13 protein-coding genes are annotated in these 16,767 nt (G+C 59.8%); 5 read left to right on the plus strand and 8 right to left on the minus strand.

The window, feature by feature from the left end; all coding sequences use genetic code 11:
- Positions 1-66 precede the first annotated feature (66 nt).
- A complete protein-coding gene (locus CEW89_RS01260) occupies positions 67-1,011 on the plus strand; it encodes an HNH endonuclease (RefSeq protein ID WP_096804608.1) in 945 nt (314 codons plus the stop codon).
- A gap of 259 nt (positions 1,012-1,270) precedes the next feature.
- Here the strand turns inward: CEW89_RS01260 and CEW89_RS01265 are convergent, their stop codons facing one another.
- From CEW89_RS01265 to CEW89_RS01285, 5 genes are all read right to left on the minus strand, one after another.
- Positions 1,271-2,263, minus strand: a complete 993-nt coding sequence (locus CEW89_RS01265; RefSeq protein WP_096804609.1) for an ABC transporter ATP-binding protein — start codon at positions 2,261-2,263, stop codon at positions 1,271-1,273.
- Positions 2,260-3,231: an oligopeptide/dipeptide ABC transporter ATP-binding protein gene (locus CEW89_RS01270; RefSeq protein ID WP_096804610.1), complete on the minus strand. Its 972-nt coding sequence runs from the start codon at positions 3,229-3,231 to the stop codon at positions 2,260-2,262. The genes CEW89_RS01265 and CEW89_RS01270 overlap by 4 nt, the downstream gene beginning before the upstream one ends.
- Position 3,232: 1 nt before the next feature.
- Complete coding sequence (locus CEW89_RS01275) at positions 3,233-4,138, minus strand: ABC transporter permease (protein ID WP_244906224.1); 906 nt, start codon at positions 4,136-4,138, stop codon at positions 3,233-3,235.
- A 24-nt stretch (positions 4,139-4,162) separates the two neighbouring features.
- The gene (gene oppB / locus CEW89_RS01280; protein ID WP_096804612.1) at positions 4,163-5,086 is read right to left on the minus strand and encodes an oligopeptide ABC transporter permease OppB; all 924 of its coding nucleotides are present in this window, start codon (positions 5,084-5,086) and stop codon (positions 4,163-4,165) included.
- A 65-nt stretch (positions 5,087-5,151) separates the two neighbouring features.
- Positions 5,152-6,762: a peptide ABC transporter substrate-binding protein gene (locus CEW89_RS01285; protein ID WP_096804613.1), complete on the minus strand. Its 1,611-nt coding sequence runs from the start codon at positions 6,760-6,762 to the stop codon at positions 5,152-5,154.
- 395 nt (positions 6,763-7,157) lie between these two features.
- Between CEW89_RS01285 and tsaA the strand changes: the two genes are divergently transcribed.
- From tsaA to CEW89_RS01300, 3 genes are all read left to right on the plus strand, one after another.
- Positions 7,158-7,565 (plus strand): tRNA (N6-threonylcarbamoyladenosine(37)-N6)-methyltransferase TrmO, encoded by a 408-nt coding sequence (gene tsaA, locus CEW89_RS01290; RefSeq protein WP_096804614.1) that lies wholly within the window; start codon positions 7,158-7,160, stop codon positions 7,563-7,565.
- Positions 7,566-8,379: 814 nt separating this feature from the next.
- Positions 8,380-12,075 carry a vitamin B12-dependent ribonucleotide reductase gene (locus CEW89_RS01295; RefSeq protein ID WP_096804615.1) on the plus strand — a complete coding sequence of 1,232 codons (3,696 nt, stop codon included), beginning with the start codon at positions 8,380-8,382 and terminating at the stop codon, positions 12,073-12,075.
- 6 nt (positions 12,076-12,081) lie between these two features.
- Positions 12,082-12,345, plus strand: a complete 264-nt coding sequence (locus CEW89_RS01300; RefSeq protein ID WP_096804616.1) for a hypothetical protein — start codon at positions 12,082-12,084, stop codon at positions 12,343-12,345.
- Between the two features lie 331 nt (positions 12,346-12,676).
- Here the strand turns inward: CEW89_RS01300 and CEW89_RS01305 are convergent, their stop codons facing one another.
- On the minus strand, positions 12,677-12,940 hold the full coding sequence (locus CEW89_RS01305) for a hypothetical protein (RefSeq protein WP_096804617.1): 264 nt from the start codon (positions 12,938-12,940) through the stop codon (positions 12,677-12,679).
- 263 nt (positions 12,941-13,203) lie between these two features.
- Here CEW89_RS01305 and CEW89_RS20630 point away from each other — a divergent pair, with 263 nt between their 5' ends.
- Positions 13,204-13,992, plus strand: a complete 789-nt coding sequence (locus CEW89_RS20630; RefSeq protein WP_157779720.1) for a helix-turn-helix domain-containing protein — start codon at positions 13,204-13,206, stop codon at positions 13,990-13,992.
- A 39-nt stretch (positions 13,993-14,031) separates the two neighbouring features.
- Here the strand turns inward: CEW89_RS20630 and ilvN are convergent, their stop codons facing one another.
- Together ilvN and CEW89_RS01320 are read right to left on the minus strand one after the other, a co-directional pair.
- Complete coding sequence (gene ilvN, locus CEW89_RS01315; protein WP_066706422.1) at positions 14,032-14,598, minus strand: acetolactate synthase small subunit; 567 nt, start codon at positions 14,596-14,598, stop codon at positions 14,032-14,034.
- Positions 14,599-14,720: 122 nt separating this feature from the next.
- Complete coding sequence (locus tag CEW89_RS01320; protein ID WP_096807090.1) at positions 14,721-16,469, minus strand: acetolactate synthase 3 large subunit; 1,749 nt, start codon at positions 16,467-16,469, stop codon at positions 14,721-14,723.
- Between the last annotated feature and the right edge of the window lie 298 nt (positions 16,470-16,767).

Genomic DNA, 16,767 nt, shown 5'->3' on the forward strand with positions numbered 1-16,767 from the left:
TCAATGCTGGCGTTAATGCGACCGCTGCAGTCGAATGGTCTACATAACTAAGCTGGGAGGCTCCGCATGAATGAATCTCGATACATACGCATGGCTGGCAATGATCAGGGATGGACGCGCCCTCATAGCGGTCGGAAGGGTGGGGATGATTATCTCGGACAACAAGGGATTGGACACGAGGATTGGAATTTCTCTCGTGATGTCTGGAAAGATGGGCGCTACCATCTTTATCTCAAGGCAACACCGGCAGGCTTTGATCAGAGCTCATTCAACTTTGTTCTTGGGGCTCATGCCAGTCCCGTTCCGATGATTGTCGGGTTCGTCGAAGATGCAACCTATGGCGTATCAATGTTGCCAGAAAAGGTGTTGCTCAGGCGCGCGCAAGAGGTTTTCGCGCTGAAAGCGGACGAAAGCCTTGGACCTGCATATAACCGCCTGCGTGTCGAGGCGATTGTGGAGCGCCTGAGAGAGGAAGCAAACGACTATCGCGTCTCTGTTGCGCCTAAGAATCTACATATCTTGGCGCAACCCGTTCCGATGCCGCGCGAAATTTACACAGTCACCCATCCGGGTTATCGCTGTCTTTCTATGACAGGTGAAGCGTATCTTGCACTTAAAGAGCGCGTATTGATTAAAGACACCATGAGCGCAGTTGATCAGCAAGACGAGGCCAGTTTTCCTGAGGGGCATTTGGTCGAACGGCTCCACAAGGCTCGCGAACGTAATCGACACGTTGTGGAGAAGGCGAAAATGGCCTTCATTCAAAATCATGGGAGGCTTTATTGTGAGGCCTGCAACCTAGATCCTGAGCAATATTTTGGCTTACAAGAAATGCGCAATCGGATCATCGAGGCGCATCACAATGTGCCCCTCTCGGACGACAAGCATGAGGGAACAACCAAAGTTTCTGATCTACGAATGCTTTGTCCAACATGTCATCGGGCCATCCACAGTATCAGACCATGGCTTTCCGTCGAAGAGCTCCGAAAACTCTTGGCCTCGAAGGCCTGACGTATATGCCTCGTTCAGTTTTGTGGAGCGATAGATTTTGCGCGCTCATCAAGCGACAGCTTCGTCCGCAGAGCGGCCTCTCTGACTGCGTCGATCTTGAATAAATCCCCTAGCGGAAGTGCGCGCTTTCGTCGCCGATCCAAAATCGCCCCGTGTGTTTTCAAGGTGGCGCCAAATTCCAAACGGACCACCCCGGTGTCTCTCGACAGAACCCTCGGCGAAACAGAAAAGGGCACGCCTCCCAGCATGCCCTTTATGTTTATGCGCTCACCGTCTCGCCCGCAAAGTGGCAGGCGGTGTGATGCCCACCGGTCAGGTGATCCGCCGGCACGGTCTCACAGATCGCCTGCGCCTTCGGGCAGCGGGTGCGGAACACACAACCCTTGGGCGGCGCCATCGGCGAGGGCAGGTCGCCTTCGAGTGGGATCACCTGTTTGGTCTTCTCGATCTTCGGGTCCGGGATCGGTACGGCGGACAGAAGCGCCTGCGTGTAAGGGTGCCGCGGTTCGGCGAAGAGCTCGTCCGAACTGGCCTTTTCCATCATCCGCCCGAGATAGAGCACCATCACCTCGTCCGAGAGGTGTTTCACCACGGAAAGATCATGCGCGATGAAGATGATCGTCAGGCCCAGATCGCGGCGCAGCTCTTCCAGAAGTCCGATCACCTGCGCCTGAATCGACACGTCGAGGGCGGAGACCGGTTCGTCGCAGATCAGCAGTTTCGGCTCCACCACCAAAGCGCGGGCGATGCCGATGCGCTGACACTGGCCGCCGGAGAACTCATGCGGGTAGCGGTTGATCTGGTTCGGCAGAAGTCCCACGCGTTCCATCACCGCGCGCACCTTGTCCTTGCGTTCCTTCGCACTCATGCCGGGGCGGTGGGTGCGCAGGGGTTCGGCGATGATGTCGCCCACGGTCATGCGCGGGTTCAGGGACGCCAGAGGGTCCTGAAAGATCATCTGGATTTCGGACCGGTATTTCAGCATCTGACGCGGTGAAAGCGTCAGAAGGTCGGTGCCATCCTGCCAGATCACCTGACCGCTGGCGGGCAACATGCGAATGAGCGCGCGCGCCAAAGTGGATTTGCCACAGCCGGACTCGCCGACGATGCCAAGCGTCTGTCCCGGTTCCAGCGTGAAACTCACGCCATTGACGGCATGGAGCTGCGCGGGCGGGGTCCAGGGCAGGTCCGAGGGGCGGTGAATGTCGAAGGTGACCCGCACGTCGCGGGCTTCGATCAGGGGACGGCTCATGCGGCGACCTCCTCGATGGAGCGGAAACAGGCGCGGGCGCGGCCTTCCGCGAATTCCATGAGCGCGGGCGTCTCGACCCGGCACCGCTCATCGACCAGAGCGCAGCGCGGCGCAAACGGGCAGCCTTTCGGCGCGCCGGTCATATTGGGCGGGTTGCCCGGAATGGCGCGCAGCGCCTCCTGATCCTCGTCCACCCGCGGGATCGCATCCAGAAGCCCGCGCGTATAGGGATGGGTCGGGGTCTCGAACAGCGGATCGACCGGCGCCTCTTCCATGATCCGCCCGCCATACATCACGATGGCGCGCTCGCAGAAGCCGGCCACGACGCCCAGATCATGGGTGATCAGGATCGTCGCCATGCCGAATTCGCGCTGCAACTCGGCCAGAAGCTCCATGATCTGCGCCTGCACTGTCACATCGAGCGCGGTGGTCGGCTCGTCGGCGATGAGGATTTCGGGGTGGCACAAAAGCGACATGGCGATCATCACGCGCTGGCGCATGCCGCCGGAAAACTCATGCGGATAGAGCCGCACGCGGTTCCTGGCGTCGGGGATTTTCACCGCATCGAGCATGGCGACGCTTTCGGTAATGGCGGCGCGTTTCGACAGGCCTTTGTGCAGAATGAGCACCTCCGCCATCTGGTCGGAAATGCGCATATAGGGGTTCAAAGAGGTCATCGGGTCCTGAAACACCATGGCGATGCGATTGGCGCGGATTTTGTTCAGCTCGCGCTCGGAGATCGACAAAAGGTCTTTGCCGTCGAACAGAGCCTGCCCGGAGGTATGGCCGTTCTTGGCCAGAAGCCCCAGAAGCGCAAAGTTGAGCTGGCTTTTGCCGGAGCCGCTTTCGCCTACGATGCCAAGGGTTTCGCCTTTTTCAAGGCGGAAACTCACGCCGTTGACGGCGTGAATCTCGCCCTCGGGCGTGTCGAAACGAACGGAGAGGTCTTTGACGTCCAGAAGTGCCATGTCAGCGATCCTTCGGGTCCAGAGCGTCCCGAAGCCCGTCGCCGACAAAGAAAAAGCCGAAGAGGGTGAGGACGAAGAAAAGAAGCGGGAAAGCCAGTTGCCAGAGCGTCCCGTAAGCGATGGTGCCGGCGCCTTCGGAGATCAGCGCGCCGAGCGACGTCATCGGTTCCTGAACGCCGAGGCCCAGAAACGAGATGAAGCTTTCGGTCAGGATCATGTTCGGCACCAGAAGGGTGGCGAACACCGTCACCACGCCGATCAGGTTGGGCAGGATATGACGGCGGATGATCACGGGGGCAGGGACGCCGATGGCGCGTGCCGCCTCGATATATTCGCGGCCCTTGAGGGTCAGCGTCTGGCCCCGCACGATCCGGCTCATCTCAAGCCATGAGATCAGGCCGACACCGACGAACAGCATGGTGATCGACCGGCCGTACATCACCAGAAGCAGGATCAGCACGAACATGTAGGGGATCGCGAGCAAAATATCGACGGCCCGCATCATGAAATTGTCGAGCCGACCGCCGAAATAGCCGGCGGTGGCACCATAGATCGTGCCGACGACCACTGCGATGGCGGAGCCGATGATGCCCACCGCGAGCGAGATTTGTGTGCCCTGCACGGTGCGCGCAAAAAGATCGCGGCCCAGATCGTCGGTGCCGAAATAATGCCCGTTGGAGAGCGACGGCCCGCCTTGCTCGGCAACCATGCCCATGACTGAAAAGTCGATTTCCTCATTCGACCATTGCGCAATGGAATTGCCGAAAAGCGCAAACAGCGACACGAAGACGAGCAGAACCAGCCCGAACATCGCCGCCTTGTTGCGGAAGAACCTGCGCCGAGCATCGGCCCAGAGCGAGCGGCCCGCCACATCCTCGCGCGAGGCGGCTTCGGCCAATGACTTCATTTTCTGACTGTCGATGACCATGGTTCAGTACCGGATTTTCGGGTCGATCCATCCGTAGACGATATCGACGATGAGGTTGAACAGGATGGTGAGCGCGCCGACGAGGATCGTGACCCCCATCATCACCGCGTAGTCGCGGTTCAGTGCGCTGTCGACAAAGGCTTTGCCGATGCCACCCGTCGAGAAATAGATGTCCACGATCACCGAGCCGGTGATCATCGCCACAAAGGCCGGCCCGAGATAGGAGATCACCGGCAAAAGCGCCGGTTTCAACGCATGGCGCAGGATCACCCGATGTCCCGGAAGGCCTTTGGCTCGCGCCGTGCGGATGTGGTTCGAGTTCAGAACCTCTAACATCGAGGAACGCATGATCCGCGCGATCGAGGCCATGTAGGAGGTCGAAAGCGCAATCACCGGCATGATCCAGAACGAGGGGTCGGAAAAGCGCCACCCGCCGCCCGGCAACCAGCCGAGGATCAGGGTGAAGACGATCACGAGGATCGGCGCCATGACGAAGTTCGGCAGCACCTGCGCGCCGATGGAGATGCCGACCGCGAAATAGTCGATGATCGTGTTGTGTTTGACGGCGGCCACGGCACCGAGCGTCACGCCCGCGAAGACCGCGACGAGGAAGGAAATGCCGCCATAGGTCAGCGTGACCGGAAAGCCCTGCGCGATGATCTCGTTCACGGTGCGATCCTTGTAGACAAAGGACGGGCCGAAATCGAAATGCGCGACGATGCCCCAGATGTAACTGGTGATCTGTTTCCACAGAGGCTGGTCGAGACCGTATTTGGCGTTGAGATTGGCGAGCACCTGCGCGGGCAGCTCGCGTTCCTGCGTGAAGGGGCCGCCGGGGGCCGCATGCATCAGCAGGAATGAGAATATAATCAGCAGGAGCAGCGTCGGAATGGCAATCGCCAGACGCTTGAGAATGTAGACAATCATGGATGTGTCCCTATGGGTGGATGCGGGGGAAAAGCCCCCGCATCCTGCCTGTTTTCAAACTGAGATCACTCGGCGACGCGGTACAGGTCACGCCCGTACCAAGTCTGCATCACGTTCTCGGTCGGCAGGCCTTTGATGTCGGATGCGATCATATCGACCTTCGCATAGTGGTAGATCGGAATAAACGGCATTTCCGTCGCAAGAATTTGCTCGGCCTGGGTGTAGAGCGGTTGCGGATCGGCCGCCGTCTTGGACTCTTTCATGATCGCATCGTATTCGTCATTAAAGAAGTGACCGTTGTTATGACCGGAATACGAGGTGAAGAAGTCGAGGTAGGTCGAGGCCTCGTTATAGTCGCCACACCAGGCGTAACGCGCCAGATCGAAGTCCTGGTTCTGCATGCGGTCGGTGTGAACTTTCCACTCCATGTTGTTGAGGGTCAGGTTCACGCCGAGAGGCTTGAAGAACTGTTGGGCCGCGATGGCGATTTTCTTGTGGCTGTCATCCGTATTGTAGTTCAGCGTCAGATCGAGCGGGTTCTCCGGCCCATAGCCCGCCTCGGCCAGAAGCTCCTTCGCTTTCGCGGTGCGCTCCTCCTGGCTCCAATGAGAATAATCGATCTCCGGCATGACAAAGCCCGCGGTCGCCCAATGGGTCCAGTTGTAGGAGGCACGCTGGCCGCCCTGAAGGATGTTGTCCACCACGATGTCACGGTTCATCGCATAGGACAGCGCCTTGCGCACGCGCACGTCTTTGAGTGCTTCCGGGCCCTTTTCCGACAGGTTCATGTTGTAGATGTAGGAACAGGAATAGGGCAGCGAGGTCGCCTCGTCCGGATATTCCGCTTTCAGGCGGGGGTACTGACCGGCGGGGATTTGCACCCGGTCCAGCTCGCCCGCGAGGTAGCGGGTCAGCGCCTGATTGTTGTCATTGATCGTCAGGCCGGTGAGATGGGTCATCACCGTCTTGTCGGCATCCCAATAGGTGGCGGATTTGTCCATCTCGACGCGTTCGCCAAGGATGTGCTCGGACAGCGTATAGGCGCCGTTCGACACCATGTTCTCCGGTTTGGTCCAGTCGGCACCGAAGGCCTCGATCACGTCCTGACGCACCGGGAAGGTCGAGCCATGCACCAGCATCTGCGGGAAATAGGGCAGCGGCGTCTCGATCGTCACCTCAAGCGTGTGATCGTCGATGGCTTTCACGCCCAGATCGGAGGGCGGCAGCTCGCCCGCGGTGATTTTCGACGCGTTCACCACCTGCATCAGTTCCATGTACCAGGCATATTCAGACGCGGTTGCCGGATCGGCAAGGCGCTGCCAGGCGTAGACGAAGTCGCCTGCCGTCACCGGTTTGCCATCGGACCACACCGCTTCGGGGCGCAGGTGGAACGTGTAGGTCAGACCGTCGTCCGACAGATCGTGGCTCAGCGCCACGCCCGGAATGAGATCGCCCTTGGCGTCTTCGTTGTAGAGGCCTTCGAACAGGTTGCGCAGGATGTCGGAGCCTTCAACATCCGTGTTGATCTGCGGATCCATCGACTTGATCGCGTCCAGAAGCCAGAACGTATAGGTCTGGTTCTCGGAGAGCACCGTGCCTTCGGGAATATCGGCGGCAAAGGCCGCGGGCGTGGCGGCGAGGAGCGCCAGCGCGGAAAGGGCGGTGGTGAGTTTCATAAAGACCTCCTGGGTACTGTTTATCTTTTCAGTTCTTTTTGCACAGGCGGCGCCGACCGCTTCGGCGGGCGCAGCTAGAATGCATGAAAGGAAATGTATTCAGCCGCAGAAGGCAAGGCTTCGTGAAAAAAGTGACCGTAACGTCAACCATTCCCGCCCCGTAGGTGGCGCTCTGCCCTGTCTTTCGGCAAATGTTCCGGCGTTTTCGGGTGTTACCTTTGCGTTTCTGCTGCGTTTTCGGCCTCTTGCGGGGCTACACCGGGCCGGGTCCGAGTCGAAGACCGGTGCTGTCGGCGAAGATCTGCCTAGGGGCCGACCTGCATCTTTCTGCCTGCGTCCTTTTGTCGGGCGGTCCCGCGCCGCCTTCCTCCTACATCAGGGAAAAGGAGATCCGCATGACCGATACACAGATGATCCTCACCCCCATCGGACGCATCCGCACGCCGTACAAGACGCTCGAAGACTGCCCGAAAGGGCCGGGGCGCGCAGGGCAGGAGGCACGCATTGAGCTCGACCCCGCCTTCGCGCCCGGTCTCAAGGGGCTCACCGCAACGGAGGTCGATGTGCTCTACTGGTTCGACCGCGCGCCGCGCGATGTGCTGCAATCGGTGCGGCCCCATGACGGGGTGCATTGCGGCGTCTTCGCCATGCGTTCGCCGCATCGTCCGAACCCCATTGCGCTGTCTCGGGTGCGGGTGCGCGCCGTCGAAGAGACGGCCCTCGTGGTCGATGGGCTCGACTGTCTCGACGGCACGATTCTGGTCGATCTCAAGCCCGTGCCGGGCGCGATGTTGCAAAAATGATTCGTCACGTTCTGGGCACACGCTCTGGCATGGCTTCTGTGTGACTTTTGCCTTCGAAATTCACCTCAAGGTTGTGTTTTCCGGCTTTTTCCCAGCAAAACCGGGGGCTTTCTGCGCATGCGAAAGGTCGATTTCGACCACTAGATATAGTGTGCTGAGGGATTGGGCACACAGGGCGCGGCGGGCGATTTCTTATCCTCCACAGCCTTGCCGGACTTATCCACAAACACTCGCTTAAATTCTTAACGTTTTGCGTGAAACCCATGGGAAACAAAGGAAAAAGAGTTAACGCTGCGAGGGGCGAATCGAGACCTCCTGTGGGCAAAATCCGTCAACGAAATTTTGCCCGTAAAAAGGGTAAATTTTGCGTTGACCAGCGGGGCGGAGCCGCTGCACATTGTGTAAGCCGGATGGGACACACACTACATTTAGTTGATCCTGAGCGGCGAGGGACAAGGGTCCCGGGGGACAGATCCGACAAAGGGCCGTGCGGGATCGAGGCGAAGATGCCTTGTTTTCGCGGAAACGGACGGGGTGAAAACGGATATGACCGCGGTGACCGGGGCGACGCACTGAGGCGAATCTCTCTTCGGACCGAACCTGCGCTGCGGGATCGGATCGCAGAGGTTCTGCCCGCAGCCCAAGGCCGTCTTTCGTCGGATCAGACCACAAGATGTAGCAGGGGCCGGAAGGCGGCAGGCGACGGAAAGGGCCAAGGGCCAGGCTCCGGAGCTTGCAGGTCGCAAATGGTGCGGTGTCGGGGACGTCTCTGGGACGGTTCGGGCCGCGGTAACAAGATTTGGTCGGGGCAGAGATGAAGATCGAGCGCAGATTTACGACGGCAGGCAAGGACGCATATTCGGAGCTGGAGTTCGCCACGACGAGCTCGGAAATCCGCAACCCGGACGGGACGGTGGTGTTCAAACTCGACGATTGCGAGGTTCCCTCGAAATGGTCGCAGGTCGCCTCCGACGTCATCGCTCAGAAATATTTCCGCAAGGCGGGTGTGCCGGCGGCGCTGAAGAAGGTCCGTGAAAAAGGCGTGCCCTCTTTCCTGTGGCGCTCCGTTCCCGATGAGGACAAGCTCGCACAACTGCCGGAAGGCGACCGTTTCGGCGGGGAAACCTCCGCCAAGCAGGTGTTCGACCGTCTGGCGGGCGCCTGGGCCTATTGGGGCTGGAAGGGCGGCTATTTCTCCTCCGAGGAGGACGCCAAAGCCTATTACGACGAAATGCGCTTCATGCTCGCCGCCCAGATGGGCGCGCCGAACTCGCCGCAATGGTTCAACACCGGCCTGCATTGGGCTTACGGCATCGACGGTCCGGGGCAGGGGCATTATTACGTGGATCACGCCACCGGCGAACTGACCCGTTCGGCGTCTGCCTATGAGCATCCGCAGCCGCATGCGTGTTTCATTCAATCCGTCGCCGACGATCTCGTGTCCGATGGCGGCATCATGGACCTTTGGGTCCGCGAAGCGCGCTTGTTCAAATACGGCTCCGGCACCGGCACCAACTTCTCGTCCCTGCGGGCCGCCAACGAGTCCCTCTCCGGCGGTGGCAAGTCCTCCGGCCTCATGGGCTTTTTGAAAATCGGCGACCGGGCAGCGGGTGCGATCAAATCCGGCGGCACCACGCGCCGCGCGGCCAAGATGGTGATCTGTGACATGGATCACCCGGACATCGAAGAATTCATCAACTGGAAGGTGATCGAAGAGCAGAAAGTGGCGTCCATCGTCGCGGGCTCGAAGATGCATGAACGCCAGCTCAACGCAATCTTCGCCGCGATCCGCGAATGGGACGGCACCGAGGCCGACGCCTTCGATCCGGCGAAAAACACCGCTTTGAAAGCCGCAATCCGTGGCGCGAAACAGGTGGCGATCCCGGAAACCTATGTCAAACGCGTGCTCGATTACGCGAAACAGGGCTATTCCTCGATCGAATTCCCGACCTATGACACCGACTGGGATAGCGAGGCTTACGCATCGGTCTCCGGCCAAAACTCCAACAACTCCGTGCGCGTCACCGATGCCTTCCTCAAGGCTGTGAAAGACGATGCCGAATGGGAGCTTCTGCGCCGCACCGATGGCAAGGTTTCGAAAGTCGTGAACGCCCGCGAGCTTTGGGAGCAGGTCGGTCACGCCGCCTGGGCCTGTGCCGATCCGGGCATCCAGTTCCACGACACGATCAACGCCTGGCACACCTGCCCGGAAGACGGTCAGATCCGCGGCTCCAACCCGTGTTCCGAATATATGTTCCTCGACGACACGGCTTGTAACCTTGCCTCGATGAACCTGCTGACCTTCCTCAAGGATGGCGAGTTCGACGCGGAAAGCTATATGCATGCGACCCGCATCTGGACGCTGACGCTTGAGATTTCCGTCATGATGGCACAGTTCCCGTCCAAGGAAATCGCGCAATTGTCCTATGATTTCCGGACCTTGGGTCTTGGCTATGCCAATATCGGCGGGCTGTTGATGAACATGGGTCTGGGCTACGATAGCGACGAGGGCCGCGCCTTGGCCGGTGCCCTGACCGCGATCATGACCGGCGTCTCCTATGCGACCTCCGCGGAGATCGCGGGCGAGCTGGGCACTTTCTCCGGCTATCAGCGCAACGCCGAGCATATGCTCCGCGTCATCCGCAATCACCGCACCGCCGCCTATGGCAAGACCACGGGCTACGAAGGTCTCGCGGTCAAACCGGTTGCTTTGGATCACGCCAATTGCCCGGACGCGCATCTTGTGGAACTCGCGAAATCCGCTTGGGACGAGGCGTTGAGCCTTGGCGAGAAAAACGGCTATCGCAACGCGCAGGTTTCCGTGATTGCGCCCACCGGCACCATCGGTCTGGTGATGGATTGCGACACCACCGGGATCGAACCGGATTTCGCACTGGTGAAATTCAAGAAACTCGCGGGCGGTGGCTATTTTAAAATCATCAACCGTTCCGTGCCGGCCGCTCTGGAAAAGCTGGGCTATAGCTCCAGCCAGATCGAGGAAATCGTGTCCTACGCCGTGGGTCATGGCACCATCGGCAATGCGCCGGGGATCAACCACACGGCGCTGATCGGCCACGGCTTCGGTCAGGCCCAGATCGACAAGATCGAAGCGGCGCTGCCCTCGGCCTTCGACATCCGCTTCGTCTTCAACCAGTGGACGCTGGGCGAAGAGTTCTGCACCGGCACGCTCGGCATTCCGAAGGACAAGCTGAACGATCCGTCCTTCGACCTGCTGCGTTCCTTGGGCTTCACCAAGAAAGACATCGACGCCGCCAATGACCACGTTTGCGGCACCATGACGCTCGAAGGTGCGCCTTTCCTCAAGGAAGAGCATTACCACGTCTTCGATTGCGCCAATGCCTGCGGCAAGAAGGGCAAACGCTACCTCTCCGTCGAAAGCCATATCACCATGATGGCGGCGGCGCAGAGCTTCATCTCCGGCGCGATCTCCAAGACGATCAACATGCCGAACGATGCGACCATTGAGGATTGCCTCGCGGCTTATGAGCTGTCCTGGTCGCTGGGCACCAAGGCCAATGCGCTCTACCGCGACGGCTCGAAACTGTCGCAGCCGCTCGCGACCGCGCTGATCGAGGATGACGAAGAGGCCGAGGACATCCTCGCCACCGGCTCCGCACAGGAAAAAGCCGCTGTTCTGGCCGAGAAGATTGTCGAAAAGATCGTCATCAAGGAAGTGGCGCGGGGGCGGGAGAAGCTTCCCAGCCGTCGCAAGGGCTACACCCAGAAATCCATCGTCGGCGGGCACAAGGTCTACCTGCGCACCGGCGAATACGAAGACGGCTCTCTGGGCGAGATCTTCATCGACATGCACAAGGAGGGTGCCGGGTTCCGGGCGATGATGAACAACTTCGCCATCGCGGTCTCCGTGGGTCTCCAGTACGGCGTGCCGCTTGAGGAATTCGTCGATGCCTTCACCTTCACCAAATTTGAGCCTGCGGGCATGGTGCAGGGCAACGACTCGATCAAGAACGCCACCTCGATCCTCGACTATATCTTCCGCGAGCTGGCCGTGTCTTACCTCGACCGCACCGATCTGGCCCATGTCAAACCGCAGGGCGCAAGCTTTGACGATCTGGGCCGGGGCGAGGAAGAGGGCGTCTCCAACGTCAAGGACATTTCGGAGAATGCGGCCTCCAAGTCTTTGGAAGTGCTGAAACACATTTCCTCCACCGGCTATCTGCGCAAACGCGTGCCGCAAGAGCTGATGGTGCTTCAGGGTGGCATGCACACCGGCGCCACCGCGCTGACCGGCTCCGTCGATCCGCAGGTCGCGCTCCAGACGCTGGTGCCGGAAACCAAGGCCGCCGCGAAACCGACGACAGCCGACACGGCGCTGTCCACTGGAACGGTCTCCATGGATGCGCGGACCAAGGCCAAGATGCAGGGCTACGAAGGCGAGGCCTGCGGCGAATGCGGCAACTACACGCTGGTGCGCAACGGTACCTGCATGAAATGCAACACCTGTGGCGGCACCTCGGGCTGTTCGTAAGGAGAGATGATGAACCTCGTTTTCGACATCGCCGGTCAACTCTGCGCGGCAGATCGCGTGACCATGCGCGGCAACACGCTTGAGGCCGAGTTCGACCGCAACGTGATGGGCGCGCTGGCCGATGCCTATCAGGGCGCGCGGGTGGTCTCCGTCCTGGGCGTGCCGTCGCTTTCGGTGACCTATTCGGTGCAGGATTACCGCGACACAGGCGAGGCGGGCTGCAAGGCGGTGTTCTCCGTCAACAGCTCGGCGGGGCGCGTGTTGCATTAAAAGGAATACGTGCCCCGTTTTGGGGCACGGGGTGGGGCATTTCCAGTCGACCCGGAAAGCCCCGAGTGAAGGGTCTGAATGACACCTTTCCGGCGTGGGTGCGCTCACGCCAGACGCGGATCGGGCCGCAGGCATAAAATCTACCGGGCGGTATCAACATGAGCCCGATCAGCGAACCTCAGGGGGGTCTTCGGACCTCCCTTTTTTCTTTTCGGACGTGGAACGACTGCAACTTTGTGCGGCAACAGCTTCTCATTGTGACAGTCCTGCGGACCGACGTCCTGCCTCCTTGCGCCCTGTCGTGACAGCCCTTCGGACTGCGCGGAAGCACTCAAGCGGCGGGTTTCGCTGCGAAATTGCGCAGGGCTTCGGCCAGTTCCGGCGCGGCAAAGCGTTGAATGGGACGCAATCGGGTGCAGATTCTGATGCCGTTTTCCATATGTGCTTCGCACTGCACCATGGTGCCCGCCTCGGGCATGTTGAAGGTACCAAGAAGCGTTTCGGGGCCGGTGGCATAGGCGAGATCGCCGTGGTCGCTGCACCAAATCACCGCTTTATGGGTTTTTGGATCGGCCCAAAGTACTATTCCATCCATTCCAATGACTCTTGTGAATGTTATCCGTTTGAGCATCTGTTTTTACCATGAGCATAAAGCGCATAATATTCAGATTTATGTATCATCTCGGAACTAAAATGACGCTGTTCGGCGTCATTTTTTCCAAAAATCCTGTAAATTGGCGCAAATCAGTATCAATATTCTCCGCGATGGCGCATAATTTTTCAGAAGATTGGGTAAGCCCCGGTTTCGGTTTCAGGTCACTTGACCTGCATGTGGGGTGTTTTGACTGAGGAGTAGCGGTGCGCGCAGAAGACCTGTCACCCGCGCAGTTGCGCCATGTGTTCGGCTCGAATTTGCGCAGCCTGTCGGCCAGCGCGCGGTCGATTTCGGCGCTCTGTGTCGAACTTGGCATCAACCGGACGCAATACAATCGCTACCTGAACGGCGAGGCCTTTCCCCGCCCGGATGTGCTCTATCGGATCTGTAGCCATTTCGACGTCGACGCGCGGATTCTGCTCGAACCGCTGGAGACGATCCAGCGCGCCAGCCGGGTAGGGGCGATCGGTGAAATCTCCCGGCTGCTCTCCGATCTCGACATGCTCGACATCCCGCAACAGGCCCTTCCCGAAGGCGCCTATCTGCATTACCGCGTGTCCTATTTCGTCCCCACGGAGATCAGCTGCACCCTCGTGGGGTTTCAGCGCGACAGCCATGGTGTGATGCGCCTGAGGGGCTATATGCCCTATGCCTCAAGCGACCGGATCGGCCTGCCGCGCGCCGCCGCCGCCCGGCGGTTTCGCGGTGTGGCGTTTCGTCAGTTGATGGGGTTTTCCTTCATCCTGTCGATGGAGCGCACGCCGCTCATGGTGTTGGGCGGCTTCGAACCGAGCTATCTCGGACAGGAAAATTTCTATTTCGGAAGTTCGGTTTCGACCCAGGACGTGCTTTCCCCGGCGCCCATCCTGTTGCAGCGACTGGAGCCGGGCGTCGCCGCGATGATCGCTGTCCGGGACAAGATCGGTATTCACCCCAGGGCGCATTATTCGCCGCTGATCCGGGGCTATTTCGACAAACATCAGCCGGCATGAAAAAAGGGCCCCTTGGGGCCCTTTCGTGCAGATCGGCGTTCAGGCCTTGCCACCCCGCGCCAGAGCCGCGACCCCTGTCCGCGCGGTTTCCACCAGACCCAGCGGGCGCATCAGCTCGGCGAAGGCGTCGATCTTCTCGGACGTCCCGGTCATCTCGAAGACAAAGCTTTCCAGCGTGCTGTCCACCACATTGGCGCGGAAAATCTCGGCGAGGCGCAGCGCCTCGATCCGGTTGTTGCCGGTGCCCTCGACCTTGAACAGCGCCAGTTCGCGCTCAATGGACGGGCCTTCGACGGTCAGGTCATGCACCTCGTGCACCGGGACGATGCGGCCCACCTGCGCCTTGATCTGTTCGATCACATCGCGCGTGCCGGTGGTCACCACCGTGATGCGCGAACGATGCCCTTCGTGATCGACCTCGGCCACGGTCAGGCTTTCGATGTTGTAGCCCCGGCCGGAAAACAACCCGATGACTCGGGCCAGAACACCCGCCTCGTTGTCGACCAGAACGGCGAGCGTGTGTTTTTCGATGACTTCGGCGTGGTAGTCGCGAAGGTCATAGGCGGAATGGCTCGAGGAGCCGTGTTGGATACGTAGGGCGGACATGCTTTTCTCCCTTAATCCACGCGGTGCGTGGCGAATATCTTTACGCCGGGATTATCCGGCCAGACCCCAGGTCGCGACCAGCGCGGCCAGAGCCCGGCGGATGAGTTTCCCGACCCGTTTCATCAGACCAGAACCGCCCCGTCGGACTTGATCGCCCCTTCGACCGAGGCCTCGCCCAACAGCATCTCGTTGTGCGGCTTGCCCGAGGGGATCATCGGGAAACAGTTTTCATGCTTCTCGACGAGGCAGTCGAAGATCACCGGACCGTCGTATTTGATCATCTCCATGATCGCATCATCGAGGTCTTTCGGGTCGGAACACTGAATGCCTTTTGCGCCAAAAGCTTCGGCCAGTTTCACGAAATCCGGCAGGCTTTCCGACCAGCTCGACGAATAGCGCTCACCGTGCAGCAATTGCTGCCACTGGCGCACCATGCCGAGGCGTTCGTTGTTCAGGATGAACTGTTTCACCGGCAGGCGATATTGCATCGCCGTGCCCATTTCCTGCATGTTCATCAACCACGAGGCCTCACCCGCGACGTTGATCACAAGGCTCTGCGGGTGTGCCATCTGCACCCCGATCGAGGCCGGGAAGCCATAGCCCATGGTGCCCAGCCCCCCGGAGGTCATCCAGCGGTTCGGGTCCTCGAAGCCCAGGAATTGCGCCGCCCACATCTGGTGTTGGCCCACTTCGGTGGTGACATAGCGATCCATGCCCTTGGTCAGCGCTTCGAGGCGCTCCAGCGCATATTGCGGTTTGATCACCGTCTCGGAGTTCTTGTAGGTCAGGCAACGGACCTCTTTCCATTCCTCGATCTGCGACCACCAGGCGGAGAGATCCGCCTTCTTGCGCCCGCGCGATTTCCAGACCTTCAGAACGTCTTCCAATACATGGCCGACATCGCCGATGACCGGCAGGTCGACATGGATGATCTTGTTGATCGAGCTCGGGTCGATGTCGACATGGATTTTCTTGGAATTCGGCGAGAAATCCTGAATCCGTCCGGTGATCCGGTCGTCGAACCGCGCGCCGATGTTGATCATCAGATCGCAGCCGTGCATCGCCATATTGGCCTCGTAGAGACCATGCATGCCGAGCATCCCGAGCCAGCCTTTGCCCGAGGCGGGGTAGGCGCCCAGACCCATCAGAGTCGAGGTGATCGGAAAACCGGTGGCATCGACCAGTTCGCGCAGCAGTTGCGACGCGCCGGGGCCGGAGTTGATCACGCCGCCGCCGGTGTAGAACACCGGACGCTCCGCCTTCTCGATCAGCGCAACGATGTCGTTGATCTCCTCGATGGAGGCTTTCAGTCGCGGCTTGTAATGGCCCATCTTAACCTTGGCTGGCGGCGTGTATTCGCCATCGGCGAATTGCACGTCTTTCGGCAGGTCGACGAGCACCGGGCCGGGGCGGCCGGAGGTGGCGACATGGAACGCCTGATGCAGGGTCTCCGACAGCTTGTCGGTGTCTTTCACCAGCCAGTTGTGTTTCGTGCAGGGGCGGGTGATGCCAACCGTGTCGGCCTCCTGAAACCCGTCGGTGCCGATCATGAAGGTCGGAACCTGACCGGAGAGCACGACGATCGGGATGCTGTCCATCAGCGCGTCCGTCAGCCCGGTGACCGCATTGGTCGCTCCGGGGCCGGAGGTCACCAGCGCCACGCCGACCTTGCCGGTCGAGCGGGCATAACCTTCGGCGGCATGCACCGCGGCCTGCTCGTGACGCACCAGAACGTGCTTGATGTCGTTCTGCTGGAAAATCTCGTCGTAGATCGGAAGGACAGCGCCCCCCGGGTAGCCAAATACCGTGTCCACACCCTGATCCTTCAGGGCCTGAACCACCATTTTCGCTCCGGTCATCTGACGTGTCATGTTGTTCTCCGTCTGCACATCGTCACTTTGTTTTTTGCAATAAAAAAGCCCCCGGTGTTCAATCGGGGGCGCATGGGTTCCATTATGGTCAACCGTCACCGGCCCATGCGCGTTTTCCCTACGAGTACAAGAATGCCAGACATGGCGGTTCCTTTTGAGGCTTTTACCCTTCCGGGCGCTTCATTGCGTGGGCCGGACATTAGGACTCGGTTGATCAGGCGTCAACCGCAAAACACCCAGTCGTATGAATAAAATGTCGCAGCGCGGCATGTGTGCGAAATAATGTTAAAAAGGCTGA

It is taken from the genome of Celeribacter ethanolicus, from assembly GCF_002407265.1.
Lineage (GTDB): Bacteria > Pseudomonadota > Alphaproteobacteria > Rhodobacterales > Rhodobacteraceae > Celeribacter > Celeribacter ethanolicus.

What these genes read in the sequence shown, in the direction of transcription:
- CEW89_RS01260 (WP_096804608.1), top strand. Translation starts at nt 67, where the DNA reads ATGAATGAATCTCGATACATACGCATGGCTGGCAATGATCAGGGATGG.
- CEW89_RS01265 (WP_096804609.1), bottom strand. Translation starts at nt 2,263, where the DNA reads ATGAGCCGTCCCCTGATCGAAGCCCGCGACGTGCGGGTCACCTTCGAC.
- CEW89_RS01270 (WP_096804610.1), bottom strand. Translation starts at nt 3,231, where the DNA reads ATGGCACTTCTGGACGTCAAAGACCTCTCCGTTCGTTTCGACACGCCC.
- CEW89_RS01275 (WP_244906224.1), bottom strand. Translation starts at nt 4,138, where the DNA reads ATGAAGTCATTGGCCGAAGCCGCCTCGCGCGAGGATGTGGCGGGCCGC.
- oppB (WP_096804612.1), bottom strand. Translation starts at nt 5,086, where the DNA reads ATGATTGTCTACATTCTCAAGCGTCTGGCGATTGCCATTCCGACGCTG.
- CEW89_RS01285 (WP_096804613.1), bottom strand. Translation starts at nt 6,762, where the DNA reads ATGAAACTCACCACCGCCCTTTCCGCGCTGGCGCTCCTCGCCGCCACG.
- tsaA (WP_096804614.1), top strand. Translation starts at nt 7,158, where the DNA reads ATGACCGATACACAGATGATCCTCACCCCCATCGGACGCATCCGCACG.
- CEW89_RS01295 (WP_096804615.1), top strand. Translation starts at nt 8,380, where the DNA reads ATGAAGATCGAGCGCAGATTTACGACGGCAGGCAAGGACGCATATTCG.
- CEW89_RS01300 (WP_096804616.1), top strand. Translation starts at nt 12,082, where the DNA reads ATGATGAACCTCGTTTTCGACATCGCCGGTCAACTCTGCGCGGCAGAT.
- CEW89_RS01305 (WP_096804617.1), bottom strand. Translation starts at nt 12,940, where the DNA reads ATGGATGGAATAGTACTTTGGGCCGATCCAAAAACCCATAAAGCGGTG.
- ilvN (WP_066706422.1), bottom strand. Translation starts at nt 14,598, where the DNA reads ATGTCCGCCCTACGTATCCAACACGGCTCCTCGAGCCATTCCGCCTAT.
- CEW89_RS01320 (WP_096807090.1), bottom strand. Translation starts at nt 16,469, where the DNA reads ATGACACGTCAGATGACCGGAGCGAAAATGGTGGTTCAGGCCCTGAAG.